The organism is Paraburkholderia caffeinilytica (assembly GCF_003368325.1).
Classification (GTDB): Bacteria; Pseudomonadota; Gammaproteobacteria; order Burkholderiales; family Burkholderiaceae; genus Paraburkholderia; species Paraburkholderia caffeinilytica.
The window spans coordinates 3,598,303-3,618,707 of sequence record NZ_CP031467.1; the positions used below are offsets into that span (position 1 = coordinate 3,598,303).

Annotated in this window: 20 protein-coding genes and 1 riboswitch; of the genes, 9 read left to right on the plus strand and 11 right to left on the minus strand. The window is 63.6% G+C overall.

Annotated features, from left to right (window positions below):
- Positions 1–73: 73 nt before the first annotated feature.
- The 5 genes from DSC91_RS32355 to DSC91_RS32375 all read right to left on the minus strand — a co-directional run bounded on the left by DSC91_RS32355 (position 74) and on the right by DSC91_RS32375 (position 4,805).
- Positions 74–943 (minus strand): amino acid ABC transporter ATP-binding protein, encoded by an 870-nt coding sequence (locus DSC91_RS32355; protein WP_115782580.1) that lies wholly within the window; start codon positions 941–943, stop codon positions 74–76.
- Positions 930–1,736 carry an amino acid ABC transporter permease gene (locus DSC91_RS32360; RefSeq protein WP_115782581.1) on the minus strand — a complete coding sequence of 269 codons (807 nt, stop codon included), beginning with the start codon at positions 1,734–1,736 and terminating at the stop codon, positions 930–932. The genes DSC91_RS32355 and DSC91_RS32360 overlap by 14 nt, the downstream gene beginning before the upstream one ends.
- Complete coding sequence (locus tag DSC91_RS32365) at positions 1,726–2,487, minus strand: amino acid ABC transporter permease (RefSeq protein WP_115782582.1); 762 nt, start codon at positions 2,485–2,487, stop codon at positions 1,726–1,728. The genes DSC91_RS32360 and DSC91_RS32365 overlap by 11 nt, the downstream gene beginning before the upstream one ends.
- Positions 2,484–3,329, minus strand: a complete 846-nt coding sequence (locus DSC91_RS32370; protein WP_115782583.1) for a transporter substrate-binding domain-containing protein — start codon at positions 3,327–3,329, stop codon at positions 2,484–2,486. The genes DSC91_RS32365 and DSC91_RS32370 overlap by 4 nt, the downstream gene beginning before the upstream one ends.
- Positions 3,330–3,656: 327 nt before the next feature.
- A complete protein-coding gene (locus DSC91_RS32375; protein WP_115782584.1) occupies positions 3,657–4,805 on the minus strand; it encodes an acyltransferase family protein in 1,149 nt (382 codons plus the stop codon).
- 262 nt (positions 4,806–5,067) lie between these two features.
- Here DSC91_RS32375 and DSC91_RS32380 point away from each other — a divergent pair, with 262 nt between their 5' ends.
- Positions 5,068–5,487, plus strand: a complete 420-nt coding sequence (locus DSC91_RS32380; RefSeq protein WP_115782585.1) for a DUF1801 domain-containing protein — start codon at positions 5,068–5,070, stop codon at positions 5,485–5,487.
- A gap of 159 nt (positions 5,488–5,646) precedes the next feature.
- Here DSC91_RS32380 and crcB read toward each other — a convergent pair whose 3' ends face one another.
- The gene (crcB, locus tag DSC91_RS32385) at positions 5,647–6,027 is read right to left on the minus strand and encodes a fluoride efflux transporter CrcB (RefSeq protein ID WP_115782586.1); all 381 of its coding nucleotides are present in this window, start codon (positions 6,025–6,027) and stop codon (positions 5,647–5,649) included.
- Positions 6,028–6,107: 80 nt separating this feature from the next.
- A riboswitch (Fluoride riboswitch) is annotated at positions 6,108–6,170 on the minus strand.
- A 142-nt stretch (positions 6,171–6,312) separates the two neighbouring features.
- Here crcB and DSC91_RS32390 point away from each other — a divergent pair.
- The gene (locus tag DSC91_RS32390) at positions 6,313–6,660 is read left to right on the plus strand and encodes a DUF190 domain-containing protein (protein ID WP_115782587.1); all 348 of its coding nucleotides are present in this window, start codon (positions 6,313–6,315) and stop codon (positions 6,658–6,660) included.
- 21 nt (positions 6,661–6,681) lie between these two features.
- Here the strand turns inward: DSC91_RS32390 and DSC91_RS32395 are convergent, their stop codons facing one another.
- Positions 6,682–7,884 (minus strand): ammonium transporter, encoded by a 1,203-nt coding sequence (locus DSC91_RS32395; protein WP_115782588.1) that lies wholly within the window; start codon positions 7,882–7,884, stop codon positions 6,682–6,684.
- Between the two features lie 408 nt (positions 7,885–8,292).
- Between DSC91_RS32395 and DSC91_RS32400 the strand changes: the two genes are divergently transcribed.
- Positions 8,293–10,074, plus strand: coding sequence for a sensor histidine kinase (locus DSC91_RS32400; protein WP_115782589.1), 1,782 nt, complete (start codon positions 8,293–8,295; stop codon positions 10,072–10,074).
- On the opposite strand, the gene DSC91_RS32405 is transcribed toward DSC91_RS32400, so the two are convergent.
- Positions 10,061–10,387 (minus strand): hypothetical protein, encoded by a 327-nt coding sequence (locus DSC91_RS32405; protein WP_115782590.1) that lies wholly within the window; start codon positions 10,385–10,387, stop codon positions 10,061–10,063. The genes DSC91_RS32400 and DSC91_RS32405 overlap by 14 nt on opposite strands.
- A 142-nt stretch (positions 10,388–10,529) precedes the next feature.
- Entirely contained in the window at positions 10,530–11,111 is a 582-nt protein-coding gene (locus DSC91_RS32410; RefSeq protein WP_115782591.1) for a DJ-1/PfpI family protein, read from the minus strand.
- A 222-nt stretch (positions 11,112–11,333) separates the two neighbouring features.
- Here DSC91_RS32410 and DSC91_RS32415 point away from each other — a divergent pair, with 222 nt between their 5' ends.
- From DSC91_RS32415 to DSC91_RS32430, 4 genes are all read left to right on the plus strand, one after another.
- Positions 11,334–11,807 carry a BCAL1086 family glycoprotein gene (locus DSC91_RS32415; protein WP_167470534.1) on the plus strand — a complete coding sequence of 158 codons (474 nt, stop codon included), beginning with the start codon at positions 11,334–11,336 and terminating at the stop codon, positions 11,805–11,807.
- Between the two features lie 117 nt (positions 11,808–11,924).
- Positions 11,925–12,374: an Rrf2 family transcriptional regulator gene (locus DSC91_RS32420; RefSeq protein WP_115782592.1), complete on the plus strand. Its 450-nt coding sequence runs from the start codon at positions 11,925–11,927 to the stop codon at positions 12,372–12,374.
- A 149-nt stretch (positions 12,375–12,523) separates the two neighbouring features.
- A complete protein-coding gene (locus DSC91_RS32425) occupies positions 12,524–13,171 on the plus strand; it encodes an NAD(P)-dependent oxidoreductase (RefSeq protein WP_115782593.1) in 648 nt (215 codons plus the stop codon).
- Between the two features lie 209 nt (positions 13,172–13,380).
- Positions 13,381–15,993 carry a mechanosensitive ion channel family protein gene (locus DSC91_RS32430; protein WP_115782594.1) on the plus strand — a complete coding sequence of 871 codons (2,613 nt, stop codon included), beginning with the start codon at positions 13,381–13,383 and terminating at the stop codon, positions 15,991–15,993.
- 65 nt (positions 15,994–16,058) lie between these two features.
- Here DSC91_RS32430 and DSC91_RS32435 read toward each other — a convergent pair whose 3' ends face one another.
- On the minus strand, positions 16,059–16,604 hold the full coding sequence (locus DSC91_RS32435) for a cysteine dioxygenase family protein (RefSeq protein ID WP_175172118.1): 546 nt from the start codon (positions 16,602–16,604) through the stop codon (positions 16,059–16,061).
- Between the two features lie 237 nt (positions 16,605–16,841).
- Here DSC91_RS32435 and DSC91_RS32440 point away from each other — a divergent pair, with 237 nt between their 5' ends.
- Together DSC91_RS32440 and DSC91_RS32445 are read left to right on the plus strand one after the other, a co-directional pair.
- A complete protein-coding gene (locus DSC91_RS32440; RefSeq protein WP_115782596.1) occupies positions 16,842–17,324 on the plus strand; it encodes an Lrp/AsnC family transcriptional regulator in 483 nt (160 codons plus the stop codon).
- A gap of 86 nt (positions 17,325–17,410) precedes the next feature.
- Positions 17,411–17,629, plus strand: coding sequence for a hypothetical protein (locus tag DSC91_RS32445; RefSeq protein WP_115782597.1), 219 nt, complete (start codon positions 17,411–17,413; stop codon positions 17,627–17,629).
- A 26-nt stretch (positions 17,630–17,655) separates the two neighbouring features.
- Here DSC91_RS32445 and DSC91_RS32450 read toward each other — a convergent pair whose 3' ends face one another.
- On the minus strand, positions 17,656–20,202 hold the full coding sequence (locus tag DSC91_RS32450) for an FUSC family protein (protein WP_115782598.1): 2,547 nt from the start codon (positions 20,200–20,202) through the stop codon (positions 17,656–17,658).
- Positions 20,203–20,405: the final 203 nt, after the last annotated feature.

Sequence of the window (20,405 nt, forward strand, 5' to 3'; positions counted from 1 at the left end):
AAGCGCGGCGTCTGCCAGGCAAACGCCGCGTCGTTCAGACCTGCATCGGCAGACGCGCCCGAGTGGCTGCCTTTCAGATCGCGAAGTGACGCAGATCCAATGCCAGCGGCGTGCGGGCTGGCGCCGCGCGTGCCGGCTCGGGCGCGGACTGGGTATGCGCCAGAAACTCACGCGTACGCGGACTGAGCGGCGCGCGGAACAGCGCGTTGGCCGGACCGTGTTCGACAATCACACCGGCCTCGGTGAAATACACCGCATCGCTTACTTCCTCGGCAAAGCGCATCTCGTGCGTCACGAGCACGCAGGTCATGCCGTCCTTCACCAGATCGCGGATCACGGTCAGCACTTCGCCCACGGTCTCCGGGTCCAGCGCTGAGGTCACCTCGTCGAACAGGATCAGATCCGGCTGCATCGCGAGCGCGCGTGCAATCGCCACGCGCTGTTGCTGACCGCCCGACAGTTCACCTGGATACGCATGGGCCTTGTCGGCGAGGCGCACCTTCTTCAGCAGATCGTAGGCGGCGCGGGTGGCGCCGGCTTTGTCGCGCCCCAGAATGCGCACGGGCGCGACAACCAGGTTGTCCAATACGCTCAGATGCGGAAACAGGTTGTATTGCTGGAACACGAAGCCGACGCGCTTGCGCAACTCGATTTCGTCGCGTTCGGAGGCGAGCCGGTCGACCCGGGTGCCGTCGACCTCGATCTCGCCTTGCTGGGGGCGCAACAATCCGGTGATGCAGCGCAGAATCGTCGACTTGCCCGACCCGGAGGGTCCGATGATCGACACGGCCTGCCCGCGGAACACGTCGAGATCGATGCCCTTGAGGACCGGCGTCGAGCCGAACGACAGATGCACGTCGCGCAACCGGACCAGGGGGCGCACGGCCGCTGCGGCGGCTGCAGGTGCGGATGCGGATGCGAGCGGGACATCAACTGAAAGCATAGCGTTTCTCGAGAAGACGGGTGAAGCGCGCGATCGGGTAGCAGTAAGCGAAGAACAACCCGAGCACAGTGAAATAGACGGCGACCGTGAAATCCGCCCGCGCCACGGTATTGCTCGCCACCTGCGCGGTGTCCAGCAGATCGTGCACCCCCACCAGCGAGGCGAGCGCGGTTGCCATCGTGATGCTGGCGTACAGGTTCATCCACGGCGGCAGCATCCGCTTCACGCATTGCGGCAGGATGATCCAGCGGAACACCTGGGTTCGGCTGAATGCAAGCGAACGTGCCGCGTCCCACTGCGCGTGAGGGATCGACTGGACGGCGCCGCGGAAGATCTCGGCGAAGTTGGCGCTGGCAGGCAACGCGAGACCGAGCGTGACCTTGAACCAGTCGGGAAACGGCACGATGTGGTGGCCGAGCGCGATTTCGAACGGGAACACGTAGGTCGAGAAATAGATCAGCACGAGTAGAGGGGCGTTTCGGAACACCTGCACGTAGCCGCGCGCAATCAGACGCACGCCGCGGATCGGCGACAGCAGCAAGGGGCCGAGCACGAGGCCGGCGAGTGTGCCGAGCGCGATGGCCAGCAGGCTGATTTCGATGTTGACCCACAGGGACTTGCCGAGCGCCGGCGCCCACGTGATGAGCGCCGCGAGCGCGGGATAGCTTGGACCATGAGCGATCTCGTGTTCGGCGAGAGCGAGCAGGGCGGCGACGCCGACCACGCCGGCAAGCGCAAAAGCGGAACGGTAGCGTCCGTCCTGCGTGGATACGGTGATGGATTCAGTGGCCATAGCCGGGCATCCTCAGGCGGACTTCGAGCCAGCGTCCCGCGCGATTGATCGCAAAGGTCAGTGCGCCGAAGAACAGCAGGATCAGGATCATCAGCTCGAGCACATTGTCGCGCTGCGTCCAGATCATGATCGATGCATACGTGATGTCGCCGACCGCGATCGCCGAGGCGACGGTGGTCATCTTCACGAGGTCGACCATGTTGTTGACGAGCGCCGGGAGGGCAAAGCGCAGCGCGAGCGGCAACTGCACGCTCCAAAGGCGCTGGCGGCGGCTGAAACCGAGCGACTGTGCCGCTTCGAGCGTGGTGCGCGGCACCGCTTCGATACCGGCGCGCAGCGCTTCGGCATGAAACGCGCCCTTGTGCAGCGAAATCACGATCGCGCTCCAGATGAACGGCGTCAGCGGATTGCCGCCCAGATTGCGCAGTGCCTCGCTGAGCAGCATATTGATCACCAGAAAGGCGCAGAACAGTTGCACGAGCGTCGGCGTATTGCGCGTGATCTCGACGAACACGCGAGCCGGGCGCGCGAGCGCCGGACGCGGTGAGGTGAGCAGCGCCGCCAGCACGATGCCGGCGACGAGGCTGCCGATTATCGTGACGAGCGACAGTTCGAGCGTGACCAGCATGCCGTGCAGGAACGACGCAAGTTCGTCGGGCGCGAGCACGAAACCGTAGTTCAGCCCGATCTTGCCGATCGCATTCACCACGACCCCGGCGGCGCGCGAGAGCGCTTCAGTCGATGCGCTCATGCACCTTGCGCCTTGTACTTCGCGTGCAGATCGAGCACGGCTTGCGAGGGCTGCATGCCGTTCTTGCGCTCGGTGTCGATCAGCCAGCCGCTGCGGTGCCAGTCCTGGACGATTTTTTCGAGCGCGCTTTGCGTATCCGTTTCACCCTTGCGAACCCAGATCACGGACGGCGACGGAATCAGCTCGTTCGATACGGGAATCGTGTAATCCTTCCAGTCCGGATTGCGCGCGACGAGCAGCCGCAGCGTGGGGGCGACGTGAACCGCGGCGACGCAGTTATTGCCGCGCAGCGCGAGCAGCGACTCCGGCTGGCCGCGAAATGCCTTGACCTGGGCGCCATATTCCTCGGCGAGCGGCTTCGTATAGTTGCTGCCCTGCGAGACGCACACGGGCTTGCCGCGCACGTCGTTCCACGTCTTGATGCCGCTGTCCTTGCGGGTGATGAGCGCGCCGCCGATTTCCTCGAACGGCGTGGGCGGATAGGAGAGGATCTCCGCGCGTTCTTTAGTGAGTTCCATGTTGGCGATCAGCGCATCGACCTTGCCTTGCTGCAGGAACTGCACGCGGTTCGACGGCTGGACCGGCGTCAATTCCACGTCGACGCCGAGGCGCTTCGCGACGTCGTTTGCGAGATCGACGTTGAAGCCGAGCGGTTTCTGGGTGGCCGGGTCCAGCGAGCCGAACGGCGGCCCCGACAGGATCACGCCGATGACGATCTTGTGGCGTTGATGAATCCGCTCGAGTGTGGTGTCGGCGTGGGCGGCACTGGCGCCCAATGCTGCAAGGAGAGTCACGGCGCGCAATGCGCGCTGAAGGGCGGGGCGGGTCGGTCGGCTGAACATGAAAGGATAGGCGGAAGTCAGGTTGAGTCCTGCTATCGCTCCGGCCGATCGGTGCGGCGTCGTTGCTATGAGGCCGCCAGGACTCGCCGGAGGAGAAAGACAGGATGCGATTCGGGACTGTCTATTCTCGGCATGTGCGACGCCGGAAAGAACCAAGGATTTTTCATACCGATATCTGATTCGCGCATTTATGCAGACGCGAGCGCCGTTGAAGCGGAGAAATGGATGTTGCGGCGGATTTGAGCGGCTATGCGCCGATTCGAATCGCGGCGCCCGTATAGCGTATTCAGCAGCTGCACGCCGCGCGACGCCAGAATATCTGCCGGCTCAGGCAGCCGGCGCAGCAGGCGCATTCGGCGTGTATTTCCGCAGCCGCTGGGAAATCAGATGCGAAGGCTTTTCGATCACCCGGTAAAACGCATAGCTGATGGCGAATGCCAACGCCACCTGCACGAACCAGGCGAATCGGGATGTGTCGTCGAATCGCGTCATTTCCAGCAGGGCGAGCGCCATCTTGTGGCAAAGATAGAGGCTATAGGACCACGCGCCGAACGCAGCCAGCCTGGACCAGACGCCGCTTCGGGAAGGCGTGGCTGTCTCCGCCGCGATCCAGACCGCCGCAAGGAACTGAAACAGCGGAAGCGTGATATCGGGCGTAATCAGCGGCACAAGGGCCGGCTTGAGATTCGATTCGGACAGCAAAATCATGATGGCGGCCCCGGCCGCGACAATCACCACTCTCAGCGCGACCAGGTGGTGCGCGAGAAAACGGGTGCTCCGATCGAGGCCGCGCTTGATCGTCAGCGTGAGCGGCGAATACGCGCCACGAACGTGGAATCGCTCCGCATTGCGCTGGGTCTCCGCGATCAGGCAACCGAAGATCCAGCCGGCCGCGTACAGTAAAGCCGTGCCCGGCACGCCATACGTTTCAATCACGCAGCCGTGGCAAACCGGATGCCCGATCAGACGAACCACGGCCACCATCACGCCTGCCGCAACCGCGCAGCCCACGATCATTTCGCCGAGGTAGCGAAAGCGGGCGCGCAGGATCGGATAAGCGGCGTAATACACCATTTCGCAGTAGAGCGACCACAGCACGGATTCCAGATAATTTTGCCCCGTCGGTAAAGGTTGGACGAGGCATAACAGGATGAGCAGCGGCAATCCAATGCGAATGAATCTGGACGCGTAATAGTTGATCGGCTTGAGCGCCACATCCTTTTGATATGCGTTATGGATGCAATAGCCGGAAATGACAAAGAATACGATGACGGCGGCGGGGCCCGCGAATAGCGCTGTCGAGCCGGACCATAATGCGCCGCCGAGGAAGGCGAATTGATGAGGCAGAAGTTCTTTAAACGCGGGTGGCTTGAAGTGATACATCAGAACCCAGACTGCCGCGAGGAATCGAATAGCGTCGATCTTCAACGATTTGTTCAGATTCGCGGACGCCGACAGATTCAAGGTGATCGCCATTTTCTGCCCCTTCTTCTATTCAGGCTGCGGCGATCTTACGTCTGTCGTGAACGACAAAATTCGAAAAAAATGGGGAAATAAATGTCCCTTCAGGTTTCGACAGGATGCAATGTCGAACGGTCGCATTTACCTGAGTCAGGGGCGGTTGATAACCATTTTTTACAGATCTGGAACAGGTTTCGGCATCGAATGGATTGATGCTGGCGCAATTCAAGGCTAGGCTCTGTCGACCGGGACTCGAATTCGAGGCATAAAGAATCCAATGAATCCATCGGAAAACATTGACCAGCTGATCGCGGGCATTACGGACTGGCGCGGTAAAACGTTCGCCGGCATCCGCAAGACCATCCTTGAAGCCGACGCGCAGATCATCGAGGAATGGAAGTGGATGGGAAGCCCGGTGTGGTCCCGCGACGGAATGATCGCGGTCGCCAACGCGCACAAAGGGAAGGTGAAGCTGACCTTTGCACACGGGGCGCATCTTCCGGACCCTGACAGGCTCTTCAACGCGGGCCTCGACGGCAACGCGCGACGGGCGATCGATTTTTTCGAGGGCGACAAGCTCAATGGCCCTGCTTTAAAAAAACTCGTGCGCGCTGCGATTGAATACAACCAGACCCAATTGAAGAAGAATGCGCCCGCGAGTAGCCGAGCCAAAGTGCGTAAAGCTCAAGAGACGTGAAGCGATAGCGCCGTCGTTTTTGCGCGCGTGTGTTTCGCCGATTTCGGATATGGAAATGTCGGCGAAATTAGCGCGCTGAAACGGGAATTCTTTCGAGTCGTGCGGACACGACTAACGTGGGCCACGACGGCATCGACTGACGCATTCAGCGCCCGGTTTTCATCGCGACAGCAATGAAACGGTTGCGATGCCGAGAACAGTCATCACGAGCGAAGCCGCCACGTGAATCACGATCTCGCCTGCCGCCCAGCCGAGCCGGCCGTCCTGCAAACGCTGCACGACTTCCGCTGAGAACGTCGAGAAGGTCGACAGGCCGCCCATCAAGCCGGTGATGACGAAGAGCCGCCATTCAGGCGCGATCTGCGGCGCCCGCGCGAACCCCGCGACCGCGACGCCGATGACGTAGCCGGCGATCACGTTAGCGGCGAAGGTGCCGAGCGGCATACCCGCGAACAGGCCGTTCAGACGGATGCCGAGAAACCAGCGGAACAGCGAACCGAGCGCGCCGCCAATACCGACCGCGAGAATGGACAAATACATGCAAAAGTACTCTGGCGAAGCCAAAAGGTCGACAAACCGGGCTTGGGCGGGAGGCGCGATGCCGCGTCCGCAGTCGTCCGGGCGAAGCAGGCATCATCAGCCATCGAGGGCGGTTAATGGAGAATGCCATCTCCAGCGCGCAAGTCTAGCATCGGCAGGGCATTGGGGACAGGTGAGCGCAAGCGTGGTCCGTATGGCTGGGGCGTGACCTAGAATGAATGGAGGGCCTGTGAGCGTGTGCCGCGGGCCGGTTGCGACCGCGCTGCGGCTGCACGGGAGGCTGACATGACGAAGGGTTACCAGCTCACGTTCTATACCGAGCAGAACCGGCATCACGGCCATCAAACGGTCGTGGAATGTCTGCTGTCGATCGCGAAGCTTGTCGGCATTCATGGCGCGACCGTCGTGGCGGCGGCCGAAGGTGTCGGCCACGCGGGCGCGCGGCATGCAGCGCGTTTCTTCGAGCTGGCGGATCAACCGCAACAGGTGATCTTCGCGGTCACTGAAGGGGAGGCGGAAGCCTTGCTCGAGGCGGTGCGCGCGGGCGGCGTCCCGGTGTTCTACACGCGTTGCCCGATCGAATTCGGCCTGCTCGGCGAGCATGGGGACGCCAAACATCCGGCGCGCCGCTAACCCGTTTTTGCGGCTTACTCTTCAGCCGACGCTTTCGCGCTCCGGCGTCGCCGAAATCTTGTGGATCGACAGGTCCGCGCCGTTGTATTCGTCTTCCTGATCGAGCCGCAAGCCCACCGTCAGGCGAATGGCGCCGTACACGAGCGTGCCGCCGAGCGACGCCACCACGATGCCGCCCAGCGTGCCGAGCAGCTGAGCGCCGAACGATACGCCGCCGAGGCCGCCGAGCGCATGCAGGCCGAAGATGCCGGCTGCCAGGCCGCCCCACGCGCCGCACAGACCGTGCAAGGGCCACACGCCGAGCACGTCGTCGATGCGCCAGCGGTTCTGCACGCAAGTGAACATATAGACGAACAGCACGCCCGCGATGCCGCCCGTCACCAGCGCGCCCAGCGGATGCATCACGTCGGAGCCGGCGCAGACCGCGACCAGCCCGGCAAGCGGGCCGTTGTAAGTGAAGCCGGGATCGTTGCGGCCCGCGAGCCACGCGGTCAGCGTGCCGCCGACCATCGCCATCAGCGAATTGACCGCCACGAGGCCGCTGATCTTGTCGATGGTCTGCGCGCTCATCACGTTGAAGCCGAACCAGCCGACCGCCAGCACCCAGGCGCCCAGCGCGAGGAACGGAATATTCGACGGCGGATGCGCGGCGATGCCACCGTCGCGGTGATAGCGGCCGTGACGCGCGCCGAGCAGCAGCACGGCCGGCAGTGCGACCCAGCCGCCGAACGCGTGCACCACCACCGACCCGGCGAAATCGTGGAACGGCGCGCCGAACACCTGGGTGAGCCAGCCCTGAATACCGAAGCGGCCGTTCCACGCGATCCCTTCGAAGAACGGATAGACGAAGCCGACCAGCACGAAGGTGGCGAACAGCTGCGGATTGAATTTCGAGCGCTCGGCGATGCCGCCCGACACGATCGCGGGAATCGCCGCCGCGAAGGTCAGGAGAAAGAAGAAGCGCACCAGCGCGTAGCCGTTGTGCGCGGCCAGCGACTCGGCGCTGCCGAAGAACTGCACGCCGTAGGCGATCGTGTAGCCGATGAAGAAGTACGCGATCGTCGAGACCGAGAAGTCCACCAGAATCTTGACCAGTGCATTGACCTGATTCTTTTTGCGCACCGTGCCGAGTTCGAGAAACGCGAACCCCGCATGCATGGCCAGCACCATCGCGGCACCCAGTAAAAGGAAGAGGGTGTCGGTGCCGGTTTTCAGACTTTCCATTGATGTGTCCCGCTTATGCCAAAAAAGGGGGCACTGGATGCAAGAAGTGGGCCAAAGTTGTGCCTAATAGCGCAAATCAGGTGCAAAGCCGCACCGGTATGGGATTCGCACTGGCCGTGCTGATCAACATGCGCACCACCTGTTGCATCTTGCACAACTGCAGAGGCACTACATAAGTGCATATTTGGTTCACGTCAGCTGTCGTGAACCAAATAGGGGCAAACATTCGATTTTATTTACGTTCCATTCAAAAGCCTGACGTTTTATGCGGATTCATTGCGCCTGGGTCCGCATTTGGCGGCAGAAGCCTGGTCGGTGGCGCGTCGTCTTTGTCTTCCTGCTCAAACGCCGACATAATGTGCGCGTCCCGCGCACGATCTGCGGGCCATCGACCTTCAATGCGCACGCATGAGACTGACCACTAAAGGCCTGTTGCTGATCGCAATTCCGGCCGTCTTCGAACTGGCGTTGCTGTCCGGCCTGGTCATGGCGCAGGCCGACGCAACGCAAGCCGAACAGTGGGCCGTCCATAGCCAGGACGTGCTGCGCCAGACCGCCGCGATTCTCGATCCGGTGCTGGGTGAGTCGGTGGCGCTGCGCGGCGCGGTGCTCGCGAACGATACCCGCTTCGCGACGCCGGTCACCTTGTGGATGGACGTCGACCGTCGCATCGATCAACTGGCCGAGCTGGTTGCCGACAACCCGGCGCAAGTCGAGCGCGTGGTGCAGGTGCGCCAGGCCGTGCAGGGGTATCGTCAATGGTCGGACCGCGTTCAGGATATGCTGCATTCGGGACGGCGGCGCGATCTGCTCGAGCGTTTCCGCGACCTCGCCTCGGCCGACGTGCTCGATCGCTTCCGTCAGCAGGTGGTGGCTTTCCAGACCGAAGAGCGGCGCCTCGACACGTTGCGCTCGAATGCCGCCGGCGCCGCGCGTGAACGGCAAGAGACGCTGGTCGTCGCGGCCGTGTTCGGTTCCTTGCTGTTCGTCGCGCTGGCCGTCTGGCTATTCACGCGCGGCGTGCGCGGCCGGCTCGCGCTGCTGTCCGATAACGCCGGGCGCCTCGCGGGCAACGAGCCGCTGGCGCCGATCAGCCCGGGTCGCGATGAAATCGCCCGGCTCGATCTGACCTTGCATGAAACCAGCCGGCGGCTGCTCGAAGCCGAGCGCATCCAGGCGCGTTTCCAGTCCGATCTGGCGCGGCGCACCAGCGAACTCGCGCGCATCAACGAGACCTTGCGGCAACAGACTCAGGAAAACGAAATGTTCATCTACAGCGTGTCGCACGACTTGCGTGCGCCGCTGGTGAACCTGCAAGGCTTCTCGAAGGAACTGATTCGCGCGTGCGACGAACTGCGCGTGGTGCTGCGCCAGTCGTCGCTCGCGGCGGAACCGCGGCAGCGCATCGAACGGGTGGTGGACGAGGATATCGGCGAGGCGCTGCACTTTCTGCAGACGGCCGTGCTGCGGGCGTCTCATATCATCGACGCGCTATTGCGGCTGTCGCGTGTCGGCCGTGTGGAGTACCGGCAGCAAAAGGTCGAAGTGCGCGATATCGTGCCGCGCGTGGTCGATGCGATGCAGGGGTCGATCCGGGCGCGCCGGGCGCGCGTCATCGTCGACGATTTGCCGGCGGTGTGGGGCGACCCGACTGCGCTCGAGCAGGTGTTCGCGAATCTGATCGGCAATGCGGTCAATTATCTGGCTCCCGCGCGTGAAGGCCGGATCGAAATCGGCACGACGCCGGCACCGCCGGGCGTGCATTCGCTACGGATTTTCTACGTGCGGGACAATGGCCTTGGCATCCCGGCGGTCGCGCTGCCGCGGCTCTTCAACGCCTTTCAGCGGCTGCACGGCAATGTGGCGCCGGGTGAGGGCATCGGCCTCGCGCTCGTGCGGCGCGTCGTGGAGCGGCACGGCGGGCGCGTGTGGGCGGAGTCGAAAGAGGGTATAGGCACGACGTTTTATCTGTCGCTGCCGGAAGCCGAGGCGCGCACGGCGCAACGGGCGGTCGACGTGCAGGGCGCGCCGGTGGACAGCGTTCAGGCGGTTCGTGGTGCGCGCGAAGTGCACGAGAGCCCTGGTGATTGCGATGGCCCGGGCTTGAGCGGCGGTCCGCCGGTGCATGCCGCCAGCGCTGCCAATGCAGCCAATGCAGCCAATGCCGCGCCCGGCATCAGTACGCGCTAAAGAGCCGGCGCGGTTTGAGCAGTTTGCTGCCGCGAATCGACCAGTAGCAGCCGCAGACGATCAGGATCGCCACGCCGGTCAGCGCCACGCGCGGCGCCGGGTGCAGGCCGGGAAGGCCGTCCAGGGCGAACAGGCCGCGTGCGGCAATCAACAGCGCCGCCCACAGCGAACACGCTGCCTGCACGAGCATGCGTGTGCCCGCCAGACGCCTTGCGCGGTTTTCTCGCGACCAGCCGGCCGGCGTGCGCGCGCAGAAAAAAGCAATTGCCATCAACGTGACGGCGAGAATGACGATCCAGTCAGTCAGTTCCATCGAAAGGGGCTCCCAAGTCAACCGGCGACTATAGGAAAACCTTGCGCTGCGAACTATCGGACTAGTCCCAAATGCGGGGTGTTTTGGCGGGGGTGTTTTGGCGAGCGCGCGTTGCCGCGAGGGCAAGGCGCTCGCCTTGGTATCAGAGTTCGATGCGGGTGCCGAGCAGCACGAGGAACTGACGCAGCCACTCAGGATGAGCCGGCCATGCGGGGGCCGTGACGAAATTGGCGTCGGTGATCGCCGCGTCGACCGGGATGTCGACGTATTCGCCGCCGGCCAGCTTCACTTCGGGCGCGCAGGCCGGGTAGGCGGAAATGCGCTTGCCGCGAATCACGTCGGCGGCAGCCAGCAGTTGCGCGGCGTGGCAGATCGCGGCGACCGGCTTGCCCGCCTCGGCGAACTGCCGCACGAGTTCAATCACCTTGGGGTTGAGTCTCAGGTACTCGGGCGCGCGGCCGCCTGCAATCGCCAGCGCGTCGTATTGGGCGGGATCGGCGTCGTCGAAGCTTGCATTGAGCGTGAATTGATGGCCAGGCTTTTCGGTGTAGGTCTGGTCGCCTTCGAAATCATGGATCGCGGTCTTGATCCGGTCGCCCGCTTTCTTGTTCGGGCAGACCGCGTCGACGACGTGGCCGACCGCCTGCAGTGCCTGAAACGGCACCATCGTTTCGTAATCCTCGGCGAAGTCGCCGGTCAGGAACAGAATCTTCTTTGCTGCCATCGCATGCCTCCTATTGATCAACGGAACACATCGAACGCTCAGGGAGTCTACTCCAACACGTTTGACAGAAGCGCGACGGAGCGTGCGATGAAGCATTACGCATGGCATGCGCTGTACACCGACAGCACGGCGACAGCTCGCCGAAAAGACCGTGCGGCGCAACGGCGTATCATTGGCGCGTTTTCGCATGCGAAAGCCGCTCGATGCGGCTCACACTCAAATATGACTTTATCCATTCATTCACCGTTGTTGCGCCGCGTCGCGGTCGTCGCCCTCATGTTCGGCGGCCTGACGGCTTGCCAGAAGAACGACGCGTCGGCACAGGTCGCCGGCAAGCTCAACGATGCGGCACAAGCCGCCGGTCAGAAGCTCGATCAGGCGGCCAGCTATGTCGGCCAGCAGGTCGATGCGACCAAGGCCGCTGCGCAGCAGAACCTCGGATCGGCGTCCGCGCCATCGATCACGATCGATCCAGCCTCGCTGGCATCGACCGCGCAAGCCAATCTGCAAGGTGCGGCGAGCGCGGCGAACGCGCAATTCGGCAAGGCGGCGGCATTGACCGGCCAGGGCCTCGAGACGGCGGGGCGCAAATTGCAGGAATGGTCGGCGCAAAGCTCGGCGTCGGCGGCGGGCGCTTCGGCTTCTGCGTCGGCTTCGGGCGATTCCAGCGATGCGCAAAAGCAGATGGACAAGTGAGATGGCGGCGCGCGTGTCCGTCCGCTCGTTCGTCCGTTTTCGTCCTTTCGTCCATTTGACAGCGGGATTAAATGTAATTACTATGGTTACATATAGTCGTCGCCGGGCAGGTTTGTTGTGAATACGAGTAGCCGGTTTGCGTTTGCTGTGCATGTGCTCGCGCTGCTGTCGTTGCAGGAAGGCGCGCCGCTCTCGTCGGAGATGATCGCGGGCAGCGTGAATACGAATCCTGCGTTGATCCGGCGTCTGTTGACCATGCTGGCCGATGCGGGACTCACGACCTCGCAACTCGGCGCGGGCGGCGGCGCGCTGCTCGCGAGGCCACCTGATGAGATCACCTTGCTTCAGGTGTATCGTGCGGTGGACGACGCACAATTGTTCGCCATGCATCGCGAGGAGCCGAACCCGGCGTGCATGGTGGGGCGGAATATCCAGGTCGTGCTGCGCGGCATCATCGACGAAGCGCAGCAGGCCATGGAAGCGTCGCTCGGCGCACGCACGCTCGCCGATGCCACTTCCGACCTGGTGCGCGCCGAGCGGGCACGTGAGCGGAAGCGTCGTTCGTAGATGACGCAGTAAAGAAGCAGTACCGAAGAGCGCGTGTTCTGCAGTCGGGACACGCGCTCAGCAAAACAGACGGGGGCCCAAGCCCCTCTTTTTTCAATGGTATATGTAATCAACATAGTTACATATAAGCAAATCACAGGAGTATCGAAATGAGCAAACAGTTGAAAATCGCGTTGTTTGGCGCCACCGGCACGATTGGTTCGCGGATCGCCGCGGAAGCCGCCCGCCGTGGGCATCAGGTGACGGCGCTGGCGCGCAATCCGGCGCGTGTGCCGGCCGGCGTGGCGAATCTCAAAGCCGCGCAGGCCGATCTGCTCGACGCCGCGAGCGTCGGCGCCGCCGTGCGTGGTCACGACGTGGTGGCGAGCGCCTATGCACCGCCGCATGACGATCCCGCCGCGGTGTCCAGGGCGGCGCATGCGCTCGTCGACGGCTTGCGTGCAGCGGGTCTCAAGCGCCTCGTGGTGGTGGGCGGCGCGGGTTCGCTCGAAGTGGCGCCTGGCAAGCAACTGGTCGACGCGGCCGGATTCCCGGACGCCTACAAAGCGGTTGCACTGGCCCACCGCGACGCATTCAATTACTACCGGGGCGTTACCGACCTCGACTGGACGTTCTTCGCGCCGGCCGCGCTGATCGCCCCGGGCGAGCGCACCGGCACGTTCCGCACGGGCGCGAACGCGCTTCTGGCCGACGCCGAGGGCAATAGCCGCATTTCCGCGGAAGATTACGCAATCGCCTTCGTCGACGAATTGGAGCAGGGCCGTTTCGTTCATCAGATCGCGACGGTGGCTTATTGAGCCTTGACGGAGGGCGGGGCCACGTGCCGCTTGTGTGGCACGTGCCGCGTCTGGTCGGTTGCCTGCGCCTTGACGGCGGGTCGAGGGGATGAAGACGGCCCGCCATTTCTCGACCTTGCGCAAGCGCCCTAACAATCGGTTACGCATGTTCGGGCGCCGGCGGTGAAACTGCGGCTACACTGACGTCTCCCGTTTTCTTACGGATCGCCATGCAGTCATGCCCATCACGGCGTGAGTCCGGGGCCGCGCCGTCTAACGGCGGGCAACCGGCGACTCGCGCCGTCTTTCATTTTTCTTTCGATCATGCCGGACGCGGTGCGCGCCGCGGCATTCGCGCCCACGCCGCGGCGTGGTTCAGCGCGTGGGCGGCCACGGTCTGTCTCGCACTGATCCTCGGCATCGGATGGATACCCGCGCCGGCCCAGGCCGCCGGCACGCCGGTCATTCCGGCCTTGCAGAGCCTGATCAACAGCGCGACGGCGACGGCAACGCCGGCGTCCGCCGCCTCGGGCGCCTCGGCCGCGCAAGCGGCCTCCGCGCCGTCGCCCGCGAGCCAGGCGGAGCTGGCGCGCTCGCTCGACAGCGTGATCGCCACGCTCGACAACGACCGGCAACGCACCGCGCTCGTCGCCCAGCTCAAAAAGCTGCGCGACGTCTCGCAAAACGTCACGCCGGCCGCGCCCGCGACCGCTCAACCGAGTCCCGGCTTGCTCGGCGCGATTGCGTCGGGTATCGCGTCGTTCGAAACCCAGGTGCACCAGGGCCGCACGCCGGTGCGCTATTGGGGCGGACGCTTCAACGCGGCCGGCAACGAGCTTTTCACGATCATTTCGGGGCAAGGGCAAGAGAGCTTCGGCCGCGTGATCTTTTCGATGATTGCCATGCTGGCCGGCTGGGGCGCGTGCGCCGGCACGCTGATCTACTTTCAACACCGGCTTTACCGGCGCTTCGGCATTCTCATGGGACTCAACCCGAATCCCACCACGCGCGAGTTGCTGATCTTCGCGCTGCGCCGCGTCGGGCCGTGGATCGTCGCCTTTCTCGCAGCGCTGCTGTTCGTGCGCGCCATGCCGGATGCGCTCGGCCGCACGCTCGGCATGGTGGTCGCCTATGCGATCGTCGCGGGCGCGGTGTTTTCGGCGATCTGCCTGATCATGTTTTCGCTGTTCGGCTCGGGGCATCGGCGGGTGGCGGTGCGCCTCCTGATCGAGCACGCACGGCGCGTGTTGTTCGTGGTGGGCGTATGCGCCGCCCTCGGCGATGCAGCGGTCAACTACGACGTCGAACATCAGCTCGGATCGAATCTCGCCGCGCTGATTTCGACCGCCGCCAACATGACGGCCGCCGTGCTCACCGGCTATTTCGCGCTGGCGTTCCGCCGGCCGATCGCGCATCTGATCCGCAACCGGCCTTACGAGCAGCGCCACGATCACCGGGCCGCGACCGACGCATTCGAGGTGCTCGCTGCGCTCTGGCACGTGCCCGTGCTGGTGCTCGCGGCGGCATCGGTGGCTGCGACGCTCGGCGGCTCGGGCTCCAGTGAGAACGTGCTGCAGATTTCGGTGGTGACCGCGCTGCTGCTGGTGCTGGCATTTTTCCTGTCGGCCATCGTGCTGCGCATGACGCGCCCGCGCAGCGCGCGCTCGCGGCGCCGCTCGCCGTATCTGTCGCGCCTGCTGCGTTTCTGCGGCACGTTGCTGACGCTTTTTATCTGGCTGTTCTTCTTCGAACTGGCGGCGCGTTTGTGGGGTGTATCGCTTGCGGCGGTGGTGGAGGAAAACGTCGCGGCGCGCGGGATTGCGCACGCCGTGACCGCGATCGTCGCGACGCTGTTTATTTCATGGCTGCTGTGGATTCTGGTCGACACCGCGATTACCGAAGCCCTCCATCCGGGTGGGCCGCGCAACAAGGCGCTCAATCCGAGCATGCGGGCGCGCACGATGCTGCCGCTGCTGCGCAACGTGCTGCTGGTGTCGATCATGACGATTGCGGGCATCGTCACCGCGGCGAACCTCGGCATCAATGTCACGCCGCTACTGGCCGGCGCCGGCGTGATCGGCCTCGCGATCGGTTTCGGCGCGCAGTCGCTTGTGACCGACCTGATCACGGGCCTGTTCATCATTATCGAAGATACGATTTCGGTCGGCGACTGGATCGACGTGGACGGCGGTCATGCGGGCACCGTCGAGCATCTGTCGATCCGGACCGTCCGCCTGCGCGATGGACAAGGCGCGATTCACGCCATTCCGTTCTCGCAGATCAAGATCGTCAAGAACCTGTCGCGCGACTTCGCCTACGCGGTGTTCGAAGTGCGCATGTCGTTCTCGACCGACGTCGATCAGATCACGCAACTGATTCGCGAAGTCGGCGCCGATCTGATGGCCGACTTCCGCTACCGGCGCGAAATGCTCGGGCCGATCGAGGTGTGGGGACTCGACCGTTTCGATCCGAACTGGATGGTCGTGAAAGGGCAGATCAAGACGCGGCCGTTGCAGCAATGGAGCGTGGCGCGCGCCTTCAATCTGAGGCTCAAACGCAAGATGGACGATTCCGGCATCGAGATTCCGGTGCCGCAGATGCGTGTGTACACGTCATCGAAGGATGGTGAAGGGCAGCCTTTGCAGGACGATGAACTGCCCGAGGCCGGTCCGCATGGACACGCGCATGCCGGGACGGGGGCGTCGACGCGGACCGCGCACGCCGCCATGGCGGTGGCGCGCGATGTGTCGCACGAACCGCGTCCGGCGCCGCCGCCCACCGGGCAGACCGCGCCGATTCCGCCGCAGATTCCGACAGCCGGGGAAGCGGGCAGCAAAAGCTGATTGGGCTGGATGCGGGGTGAGCGGATTCTGACGCGGTCCGCAGCTTTACGCGGGACGTGCCGGTGTCAGGCGAGCGCCGGCGCGTCGGCTGCGCGCACGATGTCGTTGACGTGCGTGGCGATCTGAGCGCCCGCGACGCCGTAGATATGCAACGAAATAGCGGGCGCGTCACTGGAATTGCCCAGGCGGTGAATGCCGCCCTTGCCGCCGCGCACAAACGACACGGCGCCCGTCTTGCGCGCCTGGGTACGGGTGGCGCTCGCGCAGTGCTGTGCGCCATTCCATTCGAAGACCGTTTCGCTCAGCGTGCCGTCGACCACGGCGTAGCCGCACCATGTGTGGTGCGCATGCACCGGGCTTGCCTGACGCGGCAGCCACACCAGCGCGGCGATCGCATAGCGGCCGTGCGGATCGGCGGCCAGCAGATGACGCCGGTAAGTGTCGGCGGAGCCTTCGCGTTGCGCCGGTGTGAGCAGATCAGGGCTTGCCGCGGCTTCGGCCAGCGCGATGCGCATGCTGCGCGCGAAGAAGGTCGAATCAGACGGTTCGGGAAATGTCGCGCAGGCTTCGAACATTGCGTCGAGCGCCTCGCACAGGTGCACGAGCGGCATGCTGCGCAGCGCGCGCGAGGGCGTTTCATTCGCTCCGGCAAACGATGCGGCGTGGGCGGAGGAACGGGCGACGGGCGGTGAACGGAGGTCTTGGCTCATGATCGCGGCGCAGCGGCATGGCTGCTTATCGGCTATTTTTGGATAGACATATTTATACCGGTTTGCCCGGAGAAAGAGTTTCCATATAATTCCCCTCGAAATCTTAAAAGTAGAATAATTTCCTATGGGGGTGTGAGGATGGGAATGGATATCATCGATCGGAAGCTGCTTGAGCTGCTGCAGGAAGACGCAACCATGCCGATCGCCGAACTCGCGCAGCGCGTGAATCTGTCGCAAACGCCGTGTTGGAAGCGGCTGCAGCGCCTGAAAGAGACAGGCGTGATTCGCTCCCAGGTGGCGCTGTGCGATGCGCGCAAGCTAGGCGTGGGCACGACCGTGTTCGTCGCGGTGCGCACCAACCAGCACACCGAGGCATGGGCGCAGACCTTTACACGCGCGGTGCGGGATATTCCGGAGGTGGTGGAGGTGTACCGGATGAGCGGTGAAACCGATTACCTGCTGCGTGTGGTGGTGTCCGATATCGACGACTACGATCGCGTCTACAAGCTGCTGATCGCCGCCGTGCCGCTGTACGACGTGAGTTCGAGTTTCGCGATGGAACAGATCAAGTACTCGACGGCGCTGCCGGTGCGGCCTTCGGCGGTGGTGGAGGGGCGCTGACTGCAAGCCGTGTGCAAGCTCAGTGGGCGTAGAATGCCGCCTTCCCAGACACCATCCGCGACTGACTCGCGAACCGAGCCCGCCCCATGAACAAACCGCCGCGCAAGAAGAACCCGACCTTTGGCATTGCTGTTTTCATCGTGGTCGCGGTGCTGCTGGTGATCGCCACGCTCTTCTATAACGCCATCACGGAAAAGCGCGAATTCGACCGCCTGGATGCGCAGGCGCCGGCAGTTTCGTCGGATGTCGCGGCTGCATCGGCTGCGGCCACCGCAGCGAAGCCCGCAAGCGGCGCCGCTCAATAGGACGGCTCGGAGACGACTCGAGCGTCTCACTCGTCCGGCAGGCGAATTACGCTCGCATCCTTGCGAATCTGCGCCGACGCCGTCAGCATCTGCTTGCACTGATGGGTGAGCAACTTCATGTCGTGCACGGCGTCCGCCGAATAGTCCGGCGATTTCTCAGTCTCGACCACCATCGCATCCAGCTCGCGCCTCAATAGTTTGACCTGCTCGCCCTGATCGGCAGGCAGCGCCTTACCGGCTTCGGCCTCGGTCAGGTTGTCGCGGACTACGCTCAGGGCGCGTTGCAACGGCTGTAGCGAGACGCCGTCGGCCTGCTGCGCGGAGGTGCGCAGCAAAGGCGCGGCCGCCGTAATCTGCGAGGCGAGCACGTGGCTGCGCACCAGCAGGTCGTTCAACTCCGGCACGAACTTCTGCGCGGACTTCGGCTCGAGCATCATGCGCTGGAACGCCTGGCCCAGATTGGCGAACGCCACATGGACGTTCTTGCGCGCGAGCCGGTAGCGGTAATCGCGATCGAGCGCCGTTGCAGCGGCCACGGCGGCAGGGGACGCCCCGCCGGCCGGCTTGGCTGACGCGTTGTTGACTGTAGCGGCGCGAGAGCTGCTTGCGTTAGTGGTCGCACCGACGCTTGCACCAGCGCTTGCACCGGCGCTTGTACCAGAATACGCCCCAGCCCTTGCGCCAGGAATTGCGCCAGTGCTCGCACCGGACTTTTGGGTAGCGTTGCCGTTCGCATCCACTCCGGCGTTTGCCACCGCGAGCGCCGGCCTGGCAAATTCGATCGCAGGATCGGCCATTGCCGCGGCGGGTGCAAATGCACCGGCTTCGGTCACCGTCGCGACCACCGCTGCGGCCGGTTTGCCGCTCCACCACCAGCTTGCTTCCAGATATTGCCGCGTCGCATTGATCATGTTGTTGACGAGCTTGCCCATCAACCGGTATTCCCAGTAGGGGAACAAGTGGCTCGCCGCAATCGCGATCGCGCAGCCCACCACCGTATCGATTGCGCGTTCGCCGATGATGCGCATGCTGCCCGGTGCGAGCAGATGAAACATGAGCAGCACATACGAGGACGTGAACACCACGCTCGCCGTGTAATTGAACAGCAGCAGGCTGTAGCTCATCACCATCGAGGCGAACATCACGACCAGCAGGATGTGCGGCTCCTTGACGAAGATCATCAACACGATGCTCGCCGCACAGCCGATCAGCGTGCCGACTATCCGCTGCCCGTTGCGCTGCTTGGTCAGCGAATAGCCGGGCTTCAGGATGATGACGGTGGTCATCACGATCCAGTATGCGTTGGTGAGCGGCAGCAGACGACCAAGCCAGAAACCCACGGCAACCGCAATCGTCACGCGCAACGCATGGCGGAAGCTCGGCGAGGCCATGGTCAGGTTCGAGAAGATCTGCCCGAACGGTACGCGGCGGCTCGATACGAAGCGGGAGAGCGCCTTGTCGAGGCGCAGCTCGGTCTCGGTCGTGCTGGGATCGCTCGACAGGCTTTGGTGCATCTTGTCGATCAGGCGCGTGGCGCTCCAGATCCGCCGGAAGGTGGACGATACCGCCGAATAGGCCTCGGGATTTTTGGCAGACAGGTCCTGCTTGCGCATCAGTTCGATCTCGAACTCGATGGCGCGCAATTCGGCTTTTACATTCACGCGCTTGCGCGGCGGCTGGTTTTGCAGCACTGCAAGTCCGATCTCTTCGAGATCGGCCGCGGATTTGCGAATCAGATCGCGGTAGAACACCAGCAGGTCGGAGCCGCCGAACGTGCTGCGCACCAGCGAGTAATCGACATGCGTGCCGACGAACAGCTCGTGCAGATCGACGGTATTGATGAACAGATTGAACAGCATCGCCCGGCGCGGTTCGAGCCGGCCGGATTTGAGCTTGGGCAGATTGCGCAGCACGATGTCGCGCGCCGCATCCTGACGATCGACCGCGGCGATCTGCTTGTCGACGAGATTGCGATAGCAATCGTCGAGGTCGTTGTCGAGGTCGTAGAAGGCGGCGCGCGCGAGCAGATAGTCCGCGCACGCGAACACACTTTCGGCGAGCGCCTGCTGTTCGATGCGGTGCATCATCCAGCGGCTCACGAAGGTCGACCAGTACGTGTACCAGAGACCGCCCACCAGAATCCACGACGCATTGACGAGCGCCTGCATGGGCGTGAAATGCTCTTCCAGCGTCATGATCATCATGAATAGCGTGGCGAAGCTGATCTGCGGCCAGCGGTTGCCATACACGACGATCAACGAGAGCAGGAAGGTGAGTGGCACGACCGTGCACCACAGCGCCACCGGGTTGACGGTGGCAAGACCGGTGGCGAGTGCGGACAGGAAGCCGATCACCGTGCACGCCAGCATCTCGTTGTGCTTGTACTTGAGCGGGCCCGGCATATCGACCACGCAGGCGCCGAGTGCGCCGGTCGCGATCGTGAAGCCGAGTTCGCGGTCGTGAAATACGATCAAACACAAAATGGCCGGCAATGACACGCCGACTGCGATGCGCAGGCCGCCATAGAAGTACTGGCTGTAGAGGAATTTTCTTATTTCAACCGAATAGCGCATCGACTGCCTGGATTCCATTCACTGAGAAAACGCGGTTGAAAAGATCGACCCGGGGTTGGCCCGGGGCAGACCCAAACTGCCGTCGAGTCTAACTGATTTTGTGCCTGATCTGACCTCGTCCATTCGGCCAGGTTCTGCCCTGGGAGCGCGTTTGTTATGCTGTCGCTTCAATGTCCGTCGCGGCCCGGGTGTCCCGCTCGCGT